This is a genomic window from Anabaena sp. EIM26, from assembly GCF_057568715.1.
On sequence record NZ_CM172472.1, the window covers coordinates 5817812 to 5834814 of the forward strand.

At 39.3% G+C, this 17003-nt stretch carries 12 protein-coding genes; 6 read left to right on the forward strand and 6 right to left on the reverse strand.

Annotated elements, in window-relative coordinates; translation table 11 throughout:
- Positions 1-201 precede the first annotated feature (201 nt).
- The 4 genes from AC012T_RS25295 (at position 202) to AC012T_RS25310 (ending at position 6158) form a co-directional block, all read left to right on the forward strand.
- Positions 202-1011, forward strand: coding sequence for an ABC transporter permease (locus AC012T_RS25295; protein WP_487061881.1), 810 nt, complete (start codon positions 202-204; stop codon positions 1009-1011).
- A gap of 255 nt (positions 1012-1266) precedes the next feature.
- Entirely contained in the window at positions 1267-2667 is a 1401-nt protein-coding gene (locus tag AC012T_RS25300) for an aromatic ring-hydroxylating dioxygenase subunit alpha (RefSeq protein WP_487061883.1), read from the forward strand.
- Positions 2668-3028: 361 nt separating this feature from the next.
- A complete protein-coding gene (locus AC012T_RS25305) occupies positions 3029-4870 on the forward strand; it encodes an SUMF1/EgtB/PvdO family nonheme iron enzyme (RefSeq protein ID WP_487061885.1) in 1842 nt (613 codons plus the stop codon).
- A 352-nt stretch (positions 4871-5222) separates the two neighbouring features.
- The gene (locus AC012T_RS25310; protein WP_487061887.1) at positions 5223-6158 is read left to right on the forward strand and encodes a FliH/SctL family protein; all 936 of its coding nucleotides are present in this window, start codon (positions 5223-5225) and stop codon (positions 6156-6158) included.
- Between the two features lie 207 nt (positions 6159-6365).
- Here the strand turns inward: AC012T_RS25310 and AC012T_RS25315 are convergent, their stop codons facing one another.
- Complete coding sequence (locus tag AC012T_RS25315) at positions 6366-7334, reverse strand: DUF1517 domain-containing protein (protein WP_487061889.1); 969 nt, start codon at positions 7332-7334, stop codon at positions 6366-6368.
- A 1179-nt stretch (positions 7335-8513) separates the two neighbouring features.
- Here AC012T_RS25315 and AC012T_RS25320 point away from each other — a divergent pair.
- Entirely contained in the window at positions 8514-9752 is a 1239-nt protein-coding gene (locus AC012T_RS25320) for a glycosyltransferase family 4 protein (protein ID WP_487061891.1), read from the forward strand.
- Positions 9753-9864: 112 nt separating this feature from the next.
- Here the strand turns inward: AC012T_RS25320 and thiS are convergent, their stop codons facing one another.
- Positions 9865-10077 carry a sulfur carrier protein ThiS gene (gene thiS, locus AC012T_RS25325; RefSeq protein ID WP_015216596.1) on the reverse strand — a complete coding sequence of 71 codons (213 nt, stop codon included), beginning with the start codon at positions 10075-10077 and terminating at the stop codon, positions 9865-9867.
- 347 nt (positions 10078-10424) lie between these two features.
- Positions 10425-11468 carry a thiamine phosphate synthase gene (locus AC012T_RS25330; RefSeq protein ID WP_487061893.1) on the reverse strand — a complete coding sequence of 348 codons (1044 nt, stop codon included), beginning with the start codon at positions 11466-11468 and terminating at the stop codon, positions 10425-10427.
- A gap of 197 nt (positions 11469-11665) precedes the next feature.
- On the opposite strand from AC012T_RS25330, the gene AC012T_RS25335 reads away from it, so the two are divergent.
- Positions 11666-13264: a DUF1565 domain-containing protein gene (locus tag AC012T_RS25335; protein WP_487061895.1), complete on the forward strand. Its 1599-nt coding sequence runs from the start codon at positions 11666-11668 to the stop codon at positions 13262-13264.
- Positions 13265-13449: 185 nt separating this feature from the next.
- Here the strand turns inward: AC012T_RS25335 and AC012T_RS25340 are convergent, their stop codons facing one another.
- The 3 genes from AC012T_RS25340 to AC012T_RS25350 all read right to left on the reverse strand — a co-directional run bounded on the left by AC012T_RS25340 (position 13450) and on the right by AC012T_RS25350 (position 16909).
- Positions 13450-14133 carry a hypothetical protein gene (locus AC012T_RS25340; RefSeq protein ID WP_487061897.1) on the reverse strand — a complete coding sequence of 228 codons (684 nt, stop codon included), beginning with the start codon at positions 14131-14133 and terminating at the stop codon, positions 13450-13452.
- A 284-nt stretch (positions 14134-14417) separates the two neighbouring features.
- Positions 14418-16490 (reverse strand): S-layer homology domain-containing protein, encoded by a 2073-nt coding sequence (locus AC012T_RS25345; protein WP_487061899.1) that lies wholly within the window; start codon positions 16488-16490, stop codon positions 14418-14420.
- A 236-nt stretch (positions 16491-16726) separates the two neighbouring features.
- Positions 16727-16909: a GxxExxY protein gene (locus AC012T_RS25350; protein ID WP_487061901.1), complete on the reverse strand. Its 183-nt coding sequence runs from the start codon at positions 16907-16909 to the stop codon at positions 16727-16729.
- Positions 16910-17003 lie beyond the last annotated feature (94 nt).

Below are 17003 nucleotides of genomic sequence, written 5' to 3' on the forward strand. Positions count from 1 at the left end.
CCTAAATAATTTATGAACGCTTTCTTTTCCCTGTTCCCTATTACCTGCCCATACCAATCAGTTCTCAACTCAAATAGGATCGCTATATAATTCTCACTCTGCTAAATTACCTATTAATTCTGTAGTATCACCGTTAAAATCTTGACTATTGCCAGAAAAAGCGTATAATATAATACAATAAATATAAAGTTAAATATAAACATGAATATTTTTAACTCAAATGACAAAAAGCCTATCGAATGGCTGGCAGTTTTCTCCCTACTTATATTTGTGTTCATGTACCTACCTATCTTGGTACTAAGCTTTTATAGCTTCAACAAGTCACCCTACAGTGCAACTTGGCAAGGATTCACCCTGAAATGGTATCAAAAACTGTTTAACGACGATCGCATTTTATCAGCTTTAAATAACAGTTTATTCGTTGCCTTGAGCGCAGTCACAGTTGCTGCCGTCTTAGGAACCTTAATGGCTGTAGGGTTAGCGCGGTATGAGTTTCCTGGGAAAAAATTGTATCGCGGTATATCTTATCTACCATTATTAATACCCGATATTGCGATCGCAGTTGCAACTCTCGTCTGTTTAGCCGCCTTTGCCATTCCCCTCAGCATCTGGACAATTGTAGCCGCCCATATAGTTTTCTGTCTCTCCTACATCGCCCTAGTCGTTTCTGCTAGACTCAATAATCTAGACCCCCACCTCGAAGAAGCCGCATTAGATTTAGGCGCAACACCCATTCAAGCCTTCATCAAAGTCGTCCTACCTCAATTAATGCCTGGAATTATCTCCGGTTGTCTACTCGCCTTTGTCCTCAGTTTAGACGACTTTCTCATCTCCAGCTTCACCGCAGGTAGTGGTTCTAACACCCTACCAATGGAAATATTTAGCCGTATCAGAACCGGAGTCAAACCTGATATTAACGCCCTTAGCGTCATGTTAATTTCCGTAACTGCCACCGTCGCTGTCATAGCTGAATTAATTCGCATTTCTGGAGACAAGCAAAATAATTTATAATTTTTAAGTCATAATTTAGGAATCAAGAATTAACAGATTCGATATCCTAACAAAAATATCAATCATAATATTCAAAATTTTATTTCTTCTCCATTCTCGATTTTTAGATATAGCGGTATGCACTTGAATGAGATACATCATAAGCCCCCTCCTCGCTTGCGGGGAGGGGGTTGGGGGTGGGGTTCTCATATCTCACTCAACCGAGAACCGCTATAGTGAATCCTTACATTTTGTAATTCATAATTACCTTAAAAAATGCTAGAAACCAACCCAACTATAAATAATCTTCAAGAAGATATATTACCAGGTGGCAATCACCCCGATCATTTCCAATGTCAAGAAGCCTGGTATCCAATTCACTACCTTCAAGACTTAGATAAAACCCAACCCACACCCTTTACCCTCTTAGGCAAAGATATCGTTATTTGGTGGGACAAACAAACCCAATCTTGGCAAACATTTATAGATCAATGTCCCCATCGTTTAGCCAGGCTTTCCGAAGGTAGAATCAATCAAAATGGACTCTTAGAATGTCCTTATCACGGTTGGGCATTTTCAGGAGACGGAACTTGTCAAATTATTCCCCAACAAGCAGCAGGTAGTAAAGCCGAAACATCTCAACGCGCCTGTGTATCAACCTTACCCACAACCGCCAAACAAGGACTATTATTTGTTTATGCCGGCAACCCAGAAAACGCCGATAAAACCAAAGTTCCAGTTATAGAACCAATAGAAGAATCACCACAAGGATGGGTGATGATCAACACATTTAGAGATGTTCCTTATGATGCTTTGACACTATTAGAAAACATTCTCGACCCTAGCCACGTCGCCTTTACCCATCATCGCACAGTTGGAAATCGCGCCAATGCCGCACCTTTAGAACTAGAAGTAATTAACTCAGGAAAACACGGTTTTCAAGGTATATGGAAACAAGGTTTAAAACCATCACAATCAGGAAAATTATCCACAACTTTCATCGCCCCTTCTTTGATGTGGCATGATATCAACTCCCCAAAAGCCAGAATTTTAACCGTTGTTTATGCTACACCAATTCGCAAAGGTGAATGTCGTTTAATCGCCCGGTTTCCCTTCAAATTTTCCTCCCAAATTCCGGGTATATTTATTAAACTTAGACCCCGTTGGTACTACCACCTGGGACAAAATGGCGTTTTAGAAGATGATCAAATTTTTCTACATTACCAAGAACGTTATCTAGAAGCAAAAGGTGGTAGTCCTAATTTTACTAAAGCATTTTACCTAGCTACCAAAGCCGATACTTTTGTATTTGAACTGCGTCAGTGGGTGAACCAATACAGCGCCGAACCATTTCCCGGAGAACCATTCCCCCCACCATTACCAAAAGATGCACTGCTAGAAAGATATCATTCCCATACCGAAAAATGTGCCAGTTGTAAAAAAGCCCTCGCTAATATTCAGCTATTAAAATTATGGTGTGGAAGTATAGCATTATTAGCTTTAGCAAGTAGTCCAATTTTAGCATTTTTATTACACACAACATCAGTTTTAACAGTCGTCATTGAGACAGTAACACCTCTAGCATTAGGGTTAGCATGGTGGAAACTTAACAACCTAGAAAAACAATTCTATCAAGGGCGACTTATACCACCCCGTAACCAACCAGAAAAAAGCTGAAACTGAAACTGAGTAATTAGTGAGTGTGTTAAATCTTCCTAACACATCATATTTATCTATCCTCAAAATCTCTCTGAATTCTCTCTATGCCTCTGCCAGAAAATTTTCAACTAAACACTTGACAAAGTTCCCAAAATCTTTTATTCTTAATTATATAATGGAAATCTGTGCGCCCATATATATACAGATTTATAACCTCCCCAACAAAATAGATAAATCAACATATTCTCTTCACTTTTATTACCGTAATCAGCTAATGTCAGGACATAGATAGATATCCTTGTTTGCTGACCTAAATATCTTTTTTCAATCAGATAATATTGGGGACGACTTTGGAAAAGATGCTATCTTCCCCTCCACTATGCAAATTTGCCAAAATCCCAATTGTTCAAACCCCTTCAACCCTGACTACAGTAAATTTTGCATCGTTTGCGGACATGGTACATTTGGAAAACTACTCAGAAACCGTTACCGTGTTTTGCGGTTATTAGGTGAAGGTGGGTTTAGCAAAACCTACGCAGCAGAAGACGTAGACAGACTAAATGCACCATGTGTCATTAAGCAATTTTTTCCTCAAGTTCAGGGAACAGGACAACGCGCAAAAGCAGCCGAATTCTTCAAAGAAGAAGCCTTTAGATTATATGAACTTGGCGAAAATCATTCCCAAATTCCTCGTTTATTAGCTTACTTTGAACAAGGTGCTAGTTTGTATTTAGTACAGGAATTTATTATTGGTAAAACACTCCTAGAAGAAGTTCAAGAACAGGCTTATAGCGAAACAGAAATTCGCCAACTTTTAGCTGATTTATTACCAGTACTTGATTTTGTTCACCAAAAAAATGTAATTCATCGGGATATCAAACCTGAGAATATTATTCGTCAAGATATAGATAAAAAACCTGTATTAATTGACTTTGGTGGTGCAAAACAAGTTACTCATACCAGTATAGCCAGACAAGCCACAGCCATTTATACCTTAGGTTATGCACCAACAGAACAAATGGCAGGTTTTGCGTGTCATGCGAGTGATTTATATGCTTTGGGTGTAACTTGTGTGAGGTTATTAACTCAAGATTTACCTATGCAAGATACCTATGGACTTAAAGATCCTCTTTATAATCCCATGAATGCTAAATGGTTATGGAAAGAACGTTTAGAGGAAAAAGGTATTACGATTAGTGATGAATTAAAAAATATATTAGATAAATTACTCCAACATTTCCCCAGTGATAGATATCAGTCAGCAACAGAAGTTTTAAATGATTTAAAAGCCGAACCTTCTCCACCAGCGGTATTACATATTACTCCGACTCCGATTATCGAAACACCACCAGCAAAAGTTAAAGTTATCGTTCCCTTACCACCTTTAGAAAATTTTGATTTTGATATTATTACTGTAGATACCGCAGGGAGAGAAATTAAATGTGAGAAAGGTAGCGCTCAATTCTTTGCAGAAGAATTGAATAAAAATGTAACTTTAGAAATGGTATCCATTCCTAGTGGTAGTTTTTGGATGGGTTCACCAGAATTTGAAGTTGATGCTGATGAATATCCTCAACATCAAGTTAGAGTTGAAAATTTTTTCATGGGGAAATATCCTATTACTCAAGCACAATGGAAAGCAATAGCAGCTTTACCAAAAATCCAACAATCTTTAGACTCTAACCGATCAAAATATAAAGGTGCAAATTTCCCTATAGAAAACGTTTCTTGGTATGAAGCTGTTGAATTTTGTTTGCGGTTGTCGGTGAAAACTGGACGCAATTATCGTTTACCCAGTGAAGCAGAATGGGAATATGCTTGTCGTGCAGGAACTACAACTGCTTTTCATTTTGGGGAAAGGATTACTTCTGATTTAATTAACTGTAATGGTGGTGATTTTTATGCAGTGGAACCAAGAAGCCATTTCCGCAAAGAAATCACAAATGTAGGCAGTTTTAAGATAGCTAATGCTTTTGGGTTGTATGATATGCACGGGTTAGTTTGGGAATGGTGTGCTGATCCTTGGCATAAGAATTATGATGGCGCACCTATAGATGGTAGTGTGTGGAATATTGGTGGTGATGAACATCGTCGGGTTTTGCGCGGTGGTGCTTGGAATTTTAGTGCAGAACTTTGTCGCAGTGCGAGTCGGACTTGGAATGAAGCAGATGATGGTTTGAGAATGTCGGGTTTTCGGGTGGTGTTTTCAGTTGAGGAATAAATGTCTGAATCAGGATTTACATAAAAAAGAACCAAGGTAGGGATAATTCATGAATTACCCCTACGAAAGAATAAGATTTTCAAGCACATTTTGCATAAGTCCTAAATATTTGAAAACGGCTTTTTTAACTTTTGGAATAAACGCAAAAAGATAGAGTATTGGGGGTTGACAACAGATTTTAAATTTGTTATGCTAGGCTTGATAAGGAAGAAATATTCGTAAATAAATATCTTAATTAGGGCTTTACAGCAAGCCCTAATTAGTGAAGATCGAGTAATAGGTTTTACTTCGATTTGTTCATAAAATAGCGATCGCCAAAGAGTGTTATTTTTATATTTCAGTTATTAATTAAATGACTCGCTTTATACATGATCAATTCGCCAAACAATATTTTACAGAGCTATTAACACCTTATGGAGAAGTAGAAACCAGCAAAGATATCACCGCAGAAGTCAGACAAATCGACGTGTTATTTATTCCTTCATCCCAACCTACACAAAATCTAGAAAAATTAGGAATGCTAGGAAGAATGGCCACAAATTATGCCATATTTGAGCCATTTCGTAATGCCGTCAGCAAAAGTGAAATTCGCAGTTGTATGGGTAAATTATTCGACGTTCATGCAGACCTAGAACGCCAATCGAACCGCAATAATACACGAATAAATGAAACAGAATTACCCCAATTATGGATTTTTACCCCTACAGCATCACTAGAAATCCTAGACAGTTTTAAAGCTACTTTGGATGAAGAAAACTGGGGAAAAGGGATTTATTTTTTAGGAACAGGATTTAAAACCGCAATCATTGTCATTCATCAACTACCCAATACACCAGAAACTTTGTTTTTGAGAGTATTAGGCAAAGGGAAAGTTCAAAGACAAGCAGTTGAAGAATTAGAAGCACTAGCTGATAATAATCCATTGCTTGAGGATATCATAAAATTAGTACATGACCTAATTGCTGTATTATCTGCACGTCAACGACAAGAACAAGATATTGATCAAGATGATCAGGAGTTGATTATGAAATTATCGGAAATTTATCAACAACAATTAGAAGAGATTAAAAAACAAGAAAGACAAGAAGGACGACAAGAAGGACAACAAGAAGGTATAGAAAGAGAACGACGCGCGATGATTGAGAGTATATTGCAAGTACGTTTTGGGGAAGTTGATTCAGATTTAGCAACAATTATCGATCAATTAATTACTATGACTAGGGAAGAATTTACTCCCTTACTTCTACAATTATCTCGTCAGGAATTATTAGCGAGATTTTCACAATAATATTGATAAGGTAACAAGGCTAAAAATCCTTTGGTGAATAGCTTTGATCATCAGATAATAAAAAAAGGGTAAAGCACAATGCAAAACCCCTACATTTTTATTTGTGGTTAAGGATTCAGGATACAGAATGTTTGATATAGCAGGGAAAAGAAAAGAAAAATATTCTTCTTCCTCCTGACTCCTAACTCCTAACTCAGCTTAGGTTAATTACACCAACTTCAAATCAGGGTACTCAGCAAACAAATCATCAGAAGTCAAAGTATCTCCTTCTGCTTGGGGAGTCCACAATACTTCAAGTGCTAAAAGTTGCTCACCAGGAAGACTACCGATTTGTCGCAAAGCCCGACTTAAATCATCAGCACTATTAATTTGGGGAATTTCAAATTTACCCAAAGTTGCAGCTAATAAGGTGACGATGAGATATTCTCCAGGCCCTTCACTGATTAAACGAGTGGGATTATCTACTTCACCGGGTAACTCTTTAGCCAAAACGGATTTTAGCTGATTGTTGACGTTAGAAAGGGTTTCTTCACTAAATTTGCTGCGTTCAGCCAATGACAAGCGGTTAAATTGTGATTCAGCAGCATTTAATTTCACTTGTTGGCTACCACCACCGGCATATACCCAATATTCAGGATGACGCAGTAAAGCTAAACTCGCTTCTTGCAAAATTTCTGCTTTTCCTTCTGGGGTATTGGTATCAGCTTTTTCTGCAATTTGGTTAAGTTCGGTTTGTAAGCCTCTAGCTTGTGCTAATAAACCAACTTGTAGACGAGTGACAGAAACGCTGGGATTGCTGCTATAGCCGACTTCTTCACCTTCTCCTGTGCTGACACGGCGGAAACTTTGGACTAAGAAATTAGCGATCGCAAAAAAGATTAAAATCCCGAACAACCCACCAAAACCTCCCCCAATACCCCACAAAGGAAGCAGGAACGGAAATCCAAAACCACCACCAAAACCACCACCGGGATAGTATCCTCCTCCTCCAGGTGCGTAAGTGCGTGGAGTGTAAGTCCGGCTAGAAGGCATTCTAAAGGAACCTCCCCCGATACGTCCACCACTGCGTGCAGCTAATGCACCATCAGCGTTACCGAGTGCTAAAGTCATTACCAGACCGAGAACAAAGGCAATTTTTAACAGTGGTTTGAGGGTTTGTTGTAATTTTTTACGCATAATCAATCAGGTGAAAAACACTATTTTTAAGATTTCTCCCCTCGCTGCCAGAAGTTTGACAATTGTGAGGTGATAATAGCTACAGGCAAACAAGTCTGTCTTTGTCAGCTATATACCTAATCTAACGCCTATTATCCTGGCTTGGCAGTGAACATAGGGGGGATTTCTCGCGTTGATAACCGTACCATGAATCTTCTTTGTAATCTACAGAACGGCATAGGCATCGCAGAACTTTGGCATCAATTAATTATTACTTTTTTTAAGCACCATAATATTTATTGGCAATAATTTTAACTGTATGCTTACGCAAATATAGTTAAATGTTGCTATTTAATTTTTTTAGGATGACGACTATTTTTTTTCCGGATAGGTAAAGAATATTCAGCACATATTGGCAAGGGGGTTTGAATAATCATTGCTGCTATTAACAACAATCAATACAATTACCTCTCCAGAGAATGGATGTTTAATACTACTATCAGTACAAGGAGAAAATTATACAGCATGATGATTTTTTATGATGAATAATAGAACAAATAGTTTCTAAAGCAGTAGTAATTAGTAAATAGTTAGACACGATTAAATTTGTTGAACTAGCTAGATAATAAAAAACAGAAAAAAGATGTGTAATTAATTCTATTTAGGTAATTATGGAAAGATAAAAATATTATTGGAACATAGAGAATATATTATCTAGAGTAGCAAATTATCAGATATTTTCTGGCAATTTGGCATGAATTCTGGCAATATTCAAGCTAGGCTATTAGTAGCAGCTAGATTTAGTATTTTACCCAGCATTCTTTGAACATTTGCTGGTGCATATTAGTAATAAAATCTAGCAAAAGTTCATCATGTAAAAATATTCCTTTTGTCGGTAATTGGTAGGCAAGCATAAAATTCAAATCAATTTGGAATAGTTAGTATTGTTTGAAATTCCGGGAACAGCTTATTAATCCAAACTTAGGTATAAGCCAATTTTACAATCAATATCTCTTCGGGATGAAAATTGACCTTATAGCTTGATTACACGCTATTTGAATCCTGATAAAAATTTGATCTTTCAGATCAAAACTAGTTGTCCCATTCAGCCATTATTTTCTCCATTGCTGATTGGCATTCAAACACAAAAAATCAAGAAATTAAATTTAAGGATTTGAAGTTTATTTATCAACCTGAATCATGGAACATATTTCACAACTAGGGACACACTTCCGGGAGAAAACAGATTACCCAGACATCCTAGTTATCTCCCGTATATTCCAGCCACAACAGGCTGTAATTGGAGAATATGTCTATAATCGTTGTTTACAAGATCCAGATAGAGTGATTGTACTGGCTGCTGGTTGCTCAGGAGATAAGATTTTTGACCAAGAGCAACAATTTCCAGTTTATCGCTGGCTTTATTTTAGTTTCTGGGGTGGTAATTTATTGAGCAGCATCTTTAAGCCTGTTTTTAATATTATTTGCTCAATATTACTAGCTATTAAACTATATTTTCGTTATCATTACCGCTACATTGAATGGTGTCATGGTTACGATTTCATAGCTTTGTTAATACTCAGTTATATCTTACCCATTCGCTTTTTTATCTACCTCCACGGTAATGATTTAATTAGCATTTCTCGTAATCCATTGTGGCGGTTGCTATTTAAAATTACCCTCAAACGAGCCGAAGGAATTGTTTGTAATAGTTCCTATGTTAGAGATGCTTTAAGAACTACTTTTCGCCTAGATACACCTACTCATGTAATCAACCCAGTTGTGAGACCAGAAAAATTTGGTAATCCCACTAGTCCAAGTCATCTGCATGATTTACGTGTTCGCTTACGTCAGACTTATAATATTCCTGAAACAGCTATTGTGATTCTTTCTGTGGGCAGGTTAGTTAAACATAAAAGCTTCGACCGAGTGATAGATAATATTCCTTTACTATTAACTGTTGGTGTAGATGTCCATTACATAATTTGTGGTGAAGGCTCCTGTGAACAACAGCTAAAATCCCAAGCTCAACGTTTACGGGTAGATAAACGGGTGCATTTTGCTGGATCTGTACCTGAACGAGAATTAGCCAGTTATTATGCAGCTTGCGACATTTTCGCTATGCTGACCTTGTGGGAAGACGAGGCTAAAAGCATAGATAACTTTGGTATTGTTTACTTAGAAGCAGAATACTTTGGTAAACCTGTGATTGCCTCCCGCTTAGGGAGTATTTTAGATGCAGTCCACCATGAAGAAAATGGCCTATTGGTAAATCCCGATTCTGGTTATGAAGTTTTGCAAGCCTTTAAACGTTTGTGTCAAGACAAGCAGCTACGGGAAAAACTCGGACGCAAAGGACAAGAATTAGCCAAACGCAAAACATATCACCGCTGGTTATATGCACCTGAGTCTCGTTATTCCTGTTTGTTGAATAATTAAATGGTGATTGCTGAGTACTGAGTACCGAGTACTGAGTGATTGACTCTCATTCCTACTCATTCTCATTACTCGTTACTCATCCCTCTGTACTGACTTGCTTCCTGCCTTCTTTCTAACCCCCACCAACGATTGTAACTACTTCCAAGCGATCGCTATTTTGGATTTTAGTTTCTGACCAAAACTGACGGTGCAAGATTTCGCCATTATATTCCACTGCTACCAACCGAGGATTAAAACCCAACTGTTGAAGTAATTCAGGTAACGACGTTTCGGATACACAACTCTGTGTTTCCCCATTGACTTGTAGACTAATTTGATAATTCATAATTTATAATTCGTAATGGGCTACGCCCCGCTGCGCTAACGTAATTCGTAATTGGGCGGGGAAACCCCACCTCACAGGGGTAGGTTTTTAATCTTAACTGTAAAGGCAGGATTAGGAAGACAAGGAGGGAAGGTAGACAAGGAAGATTTGATACGCACAATGGTATTTTGACGGACTGTTCTTGTTACCAAGAGAATCTGATTTTGTACGGTTTTCCTCCCTTGTCCACTGTCCTTCCTTGTCATCCTTGTCTTGCCCTCACGACAATGTAAAATACCTACCCTTGTGAGGGAAACCCCACCCCTACAGCACTGTCACCTGTCACCTGTTACCTGTCACCTTCTTTTCTACTTCCGATTGAGTTGAGAAATAAAATATTGTGTAACTAAAGTAGGTTGTTCAGATTGGATGAGCGATCGCACTACAGCTACCCGTTGCGCTCCGGCATCAATCACATCATTAATATTACCCGCATCTATTCCCCCAATTGCAAACCAGGGAATTGCACAATTTTTAGCCGCATAACTCACATATTCTAAACCAGCAGCGGCCTTACCTACCTTTGTAGGCGTTTCATATACTGGCCCTACACCAATATAATCTGCACCTTCAGCGATCGCTTTTTGCATTTCTTGAGCATTTGTAGTAGAACGGCCGATTATGCGCTGCGTTCCTAGTAATTGGCGGGCCATGGCAATGGGTAGATCTTGTTGTCCCAAATGTACACCATCGGCATTTACTGCTAAAGCCAAATCTACCCGGTCATTGATGATGAACAAAGCACCATAATTGTGACATAACTGCCTTAATTGCGTCGCTTGTTCTAGACGAATCACATCATCAGCAGTTTTTTCTCGATACTGTACCAGCGTTAAACCACCTTTGAGAGCCGCTTCCACAACCTCCAACAAACCATCTACCGGAGATGTGACCAAATATAAATGCGATCGCCATAATAACTGATGGCGTTGATAACCCATCAAAGTACTTTCCAGGGTATAAACCTGATAGCGCATCTGCTTAAAAGTACTCCCCATATTCGGATCATACAGTTTGCCATATTCCTCCAGCACCCTTAGCGCTTCTTGAACACGACAAAAATTAGCTTGTAACAAAGATGTAATCGAGCTTCTTTGTTCTTCTTGGGGATGGGTTAAATCAGTACCAGGATCACCAGGTGTATCTCGTGCCGCCCTCATTTGCGCCGTATGCCAGTTACCTACCTCTTGACGTAAGCGTTTGCATTCCCCAGCTAAATGGGCATCATTTAAACCAAAACGACACCATTCTTCAATGATTCGCAATCCTTCACGAGCGCGGTCTAAGTTGGCATCTAAAATCCGATAAACCACTTCTTTTGTCTGCTGTGTTTGGCTGTGGGCTTCGACCATTACAACAACTCCGTTGTCAGTCTAATCATAAAACCTCCAGCCTGGTTATTAAATATTTGCATCTTTAAATATTTACTAATTAATTAATTTGTATGAAATATAGCCACTTGGTAAACTTATGAGTAATATTATCGTCATATTACTATCTGCAAAGTATAAAAATTCCTTTTGTGTTTCACAGGAGTTATACAAAGTTAATGCTTCACATTGAATCTTGCCATCACCGTAAAGTAAATAGACTGGTTACAAAACTGATTTACCCTAAAGCCAGACCTTCAGTTTCTCAATCAATATTAAGTGTCAGCTTTGCTTTAGGAGTCGTCAGCATAGCACTCTTAGACGCAAATTTTAACAGTGCTACTGCTCAGATTACCATCAGATCAGAACAGAAACTTCAAAATGAGAGAATAATTTCTCAGGCTAACCTGCTGTTTGTTAACCCTACTATTGGCAATGACCAAGGTGGTGATGGTAGTGAAAATGCTCCTCTGAAGACTATTACTCAAGCCTTACGAACCGCACCAGCAAATACTATCATTATGCTCTCTCCTGGTACATATAGCCCCGAAACCGGAGAAGTATTTCCCATAACCATGAAACAGGGTGTAGCTATTCAAGGAGACACTCGTAATCAAGGCAGAAGTGTGAAAATTATTGGTGGTGGTGAATACCTTAGTCGTAGCTTTGGCAGTAAAAACGTCGCCATAGTCGGTGTCAACCAAGCAGGTTTAAGTGGAGTCACAGTCACTAATACCAATATCCGTGGTTATGGTTTATGGATTGAATCTAGCAATCCCCTAATTCAGGAAAATACATTTACTGGCAATACCCAAGATGGAATTTCCATCGCCGGTAGTGCTACTGCCACTATTAGCAAAAATTATTTTCATGGCAATGGTGCTAATGGAATCACAGTTTCTGGTGATTCCCGTCCCGAAATTCGGGAAAATTTCTTTCAAAACACTGGTTTTGGCATTAACATTGCTCAAAATGCTGCCCCGGTAATTGTAGGCAATCAAATTCAAGACAACAGATCCGGAATTATAGTCCAAGCCAATAGCAGCCCAATTTTGCGGAATAATATTATTCAAGGCAGTAAAGAAGATGGTTTGGTCGTAATTGCCCAAGCTACACCGGATTTAGGTAACGCTCAAGAACCAGGTGGAAACCAATTTCGCAATAATGGTCGCTCTGATATTAACGCCAAAGCTGCCAAGCAAGTAATTTCTGCTCCTGGCAATAACCTGGCTAGAAGTCGCATGATCGGTAATGTAGACTTTATTACTAGAACTGCACCAATAGTCAGAAATCCTGTACCAAATTCTCTATCTGCACAGAAAATACCCACAAATTCAGAAATAGTGTTTGCTGCTCCCACTATCCCACGAAGTTTTAACCAGTCTACTGTGGTTTTATCTCATGGCAGAAATAATTCCCAGCCCAGCACTTTGCCAATACAACCAGATACACCACAATTAAATTATGTCAGAATTGAGCCGGGAGTGATTGAGTTTACGGCACCTCAAGCGTCGCTTCCTAGTAATTCAGTCAAAATATCATCACCCAATCGTTATACTAATGCTGCCAAGGGTTTACGTTACCGTGTACTAGTTGCAGTCGCTAATGATTCACAGCGGCAAGTAGTCCGTTCCGTTGTCCCTGATGCTTTTTCTAAAGTCTGGCAAGGTCGTAAGATGATGCAAGTAGGCATTTTTGACAGTCAAGATAATGCCAGTGAAATGATTCAAATCTTCAGTAGTAAAGGTTTGAGAGCTTTCATGGAGCCTTTGAATTAATTCGTAATTCGTAATTAATTGGGCAGGAAAACCCCGCCCCTACTGCATTTTATCTCGTTCCCATACAGAGTATGGGAATGAATTCTCAAGGCTCTGCCTTTACTAACAAATGAAGGCGGAGCCTCTTTAATAGCATTCCCAGTCAGAGACTGGGAACGAGATACTCGGTACTCGGTACTCACTACTCATACTGCAAATTCAGGTTCTTCATCGGTCATCGCTCTGAGCTTGGATGTGAATGATTCCGAGCGATCGCTCCTTTGCGGGGTAAACTGTCCAATCGGTGGATGATTGGCATTTCCTGGCAGCAGTTTTGGCAGTTGTTTGGGGATCAAACTTCCTTGAGCTATCAGCCTTTGGCTAACAGATGCTGCTAAATGTCTCTTACTCGTATCGGTAGACACTTTAAATGAGGGAGATGTTAACACACGTCCTTCCTCCTCACTATTTGCTAGGTATCCGGATGCGGTGTGACTCTCTTGGTAATAATTTCTATGAGCAGGTAATAAATGATGTTTTTTGACTGGCTCAATTGGTACAGGCGATGGGATCGGTGGTAATACGGGTGGAGATATTTTAGTTAATTTTTCGGGGAATTTGCTGCAAATCAAGCGCTCAAATTCCATATTGAAATGATAAATTACCTGACCTCGTCGCAGCCAGAAGTTTAAAATTTGTTGTACTGAGATCGCTTTATAACGTCCTTGATACAGAGCTTCAATTACTGCCATATGTAGCCAATCAACCGGGTAATCAGATCGCCAACGGTCAATTAACTCACTGGCACTGTACCCATTGAGGTCAAAACTATAGTGAACTAATAAGTTCACGGACAATTCAGCAGAGGTGTCTGGGGCTGTTGTTAGCATGGGGCTTTTAGTTCCAGGCAATAGGTATAAATTTCTCACCCATCGCATCTAGCCTAACGTCTTTTTAGCTACATGAAAGTTTTTTCATCAGCCGCAAATTTAATAGGCAGTGTTTTTCATTCTACTTGTCAATCGCTATTATGCAAAATAATAAAGTAGAACTCCAGTTCTAGACAAATTTAACATTATATGTACTCAGTAAGAAGAAGGTGACAGGTGACAGGTGACAGAAGAAAAATAACTACTCTCCTTCATCTCCCTGCTCCCTTCCCTCTTCCCAGTCCCTAATTTTTGATTACTATATAGGGTGAATTAATGGGTTTGGTACGCTGGAGGGCAACTAGTGCCTGATAAATCATAGCTGCAACTTCGGCGCGTGTGGCATCTCGTGTGGGTGCAAGCAATTTGGGGTCTGGATAATTGACCACAATTTTCTGTGTTGTGGCAGTAGCGATCGCAGTTTGGGCATATTCGGGAATAGATTTTTTGTCTGTGTAGGTGATTAAAATACTACTATCAGCCGCTGGCAGTCCCAATCCATTCACCAAAGACACCATCACCTGTAGTCGTTGGACATTTTGATCAGGACGAAAAGTGCGATCGCTAAATCCACCCACGAAACCACCACTAGCTGCTTTTTGAATGGCGCTGGCCGCCCAAAAACTGGCAGGTACATCAGTAAATTCTGTTGCCGAGCGTTTGGGTGTAGGGTTAAAAGCAGCCGCTATTAAAGCTGTATATTGGGCGCGAGTCATGGGTTTATCTGGTTGGTAGCTGCCATCAGCAAAACCTTGGGTGATGTTCATACTCACCAAAGCCCGGATAAATGGTTCTGCCCAATGTCCCACTAAGTCAGAAAAGGAAGGAATCTCGGTTTCTGGTTGCACAATGTAGGGAGAAGGTATGGCTTCAATCTCACCTCTAGCAACTAATGCTTGATAAATTAATGCCGCTACCTCAGCACGGGTAATTTCTCGTAATGGTTCTAGTAATTCTGGTTGGGGATAATTGACTACTAAAAGTTTTTGAGTAGCCATCGTCACAGCATTAATAGCATAACTGGGAATTTGAGCGCGATCGCTATACACCGTTAATCCATTTGGATTACCACCGCTAAATTTCAACCCATTGACAATGGAAACTATAGCCTGAACTTTAGTTAAATTTTGCCCTGGTCGAAATGACCCATCGGGAAAGCCACTCAAAAACCCTTTATCTGCTGCACTGGCTATAACTGCGGCTGCCCAAAAGTCGGTTTTGACATCTTTAAATCTATCGAGTTGATTACTAGCAGGTAGTTGAAAAGTTTTGGTGATGAGGGCAGCATATTGAGCGCGGGTAATTGGTGTGGATGGTTGAAAAGTGCCATCGGGAAAGCCACTAATAAAACCTTTGTTTACCAAAGCTTGTACGAAAGCTGCTGCCCAATGCCCATCTAAATCAGTAAAACTAGTACTAATTCCTACTTGACTAGGAGTATCGGCTGTGGCAGCGATAAATTCTATCAAACCCTTCACCTGGGTAGAATTTAACTGATTACCTACAGAAATCAACTTTTGTGATGATAAATTCTGGACATCAAATTCACCCTGATCTCGAAAAATATTATCAGCCGGATCTTGTGTGCTGCCTAAATCAGGAACTGCATTACCATTAATTAACAGACCGCCTTGGGTATTTTTAGTAATCAGATTGCGTCGCAGCACAGGTCTAGCATCACGAGAAAGAGCGATCGCCATTCGGTTTTCTGACAATTGATTATTTGCCACCAAGGGGGCTGCAAAGTCACTAATGGCTATGCCCAGCGGGTTTTTTTGAAACACATTCCGCAACACTTCGCCTTTGCTATTCCGCGCCATCATTAACCCACTGGCAGCATTTTCTACAAACAGATTATCTAAAATTGCCGGTTTGGCATTACTGGTTGTAAATATCCCTTCCCGTCCACATTTGCTGAAAGTATTATTAGCCAATGTTGGTGCTGTTGATTCAATCCAAATACCAGTACCTTTAGCAATGGAATTAGTCACAGTCACACCCAACAAACTGGCATCACCCAGCAATAAGAGTGTGATATTTTGCATACCAAAGCTAGGACTTTGATATTCCCCACTTCCAGAAATGATAATTTTTTCACCTTTATTAGCTTCGTTACCCACCACCAACATCCCCGCAGGAATGATGAGAGGAAATACCTCACCACTAGCAGTAGTGTAAATTCCAAGTCCTAGTTGAATAATTCCGGGTGATTTAGTAACTTTTAATGCACGGGTAATACTTTTAAACGGATTTGAACGGGAACCTGAATTAGTATCATTTCCCGTCACGGGATTTACATGGAATGTAACAACAACCATCACGGATTAAACAGATTTAAGGATTACACGGAAATTTGGATGAGATGATTAAATATAATCACCACCATAATCTATAATCACGGATTAAGTGGATTTAAGGATTACACGCAAATATGGATTAAAGAATAAGGATTAAAAAATACGGATGAAGCTAATTGGAGTATGGGATGAATAGATGTATTTCCTGAATCATAATACTAGGTGTTTAAATGTCAAATTCTTGCTACCAAAATTAATCAGCAAAAGATGTGCTGTTCTATCTCGCGGGCAAAAGTTAACCCGGCTTTACTCATTTCATAGGCGCTCGCTCTTTGATAAATTACTTCTTGGCAGCCATTACCCAAAAACTTATGCACCTCAAAGGCAGCATCAATAATCTTCACCGTAATATCTGAATATTTTAGTTTCTCTATCACCATATCTTTTTCGTCTAAATCACGGATTGGTAAGGATTTAGGGATTTCACGGAAGTAGTTTATTATGTTCTTGTCATCAGTTAATCACTTCATTAAT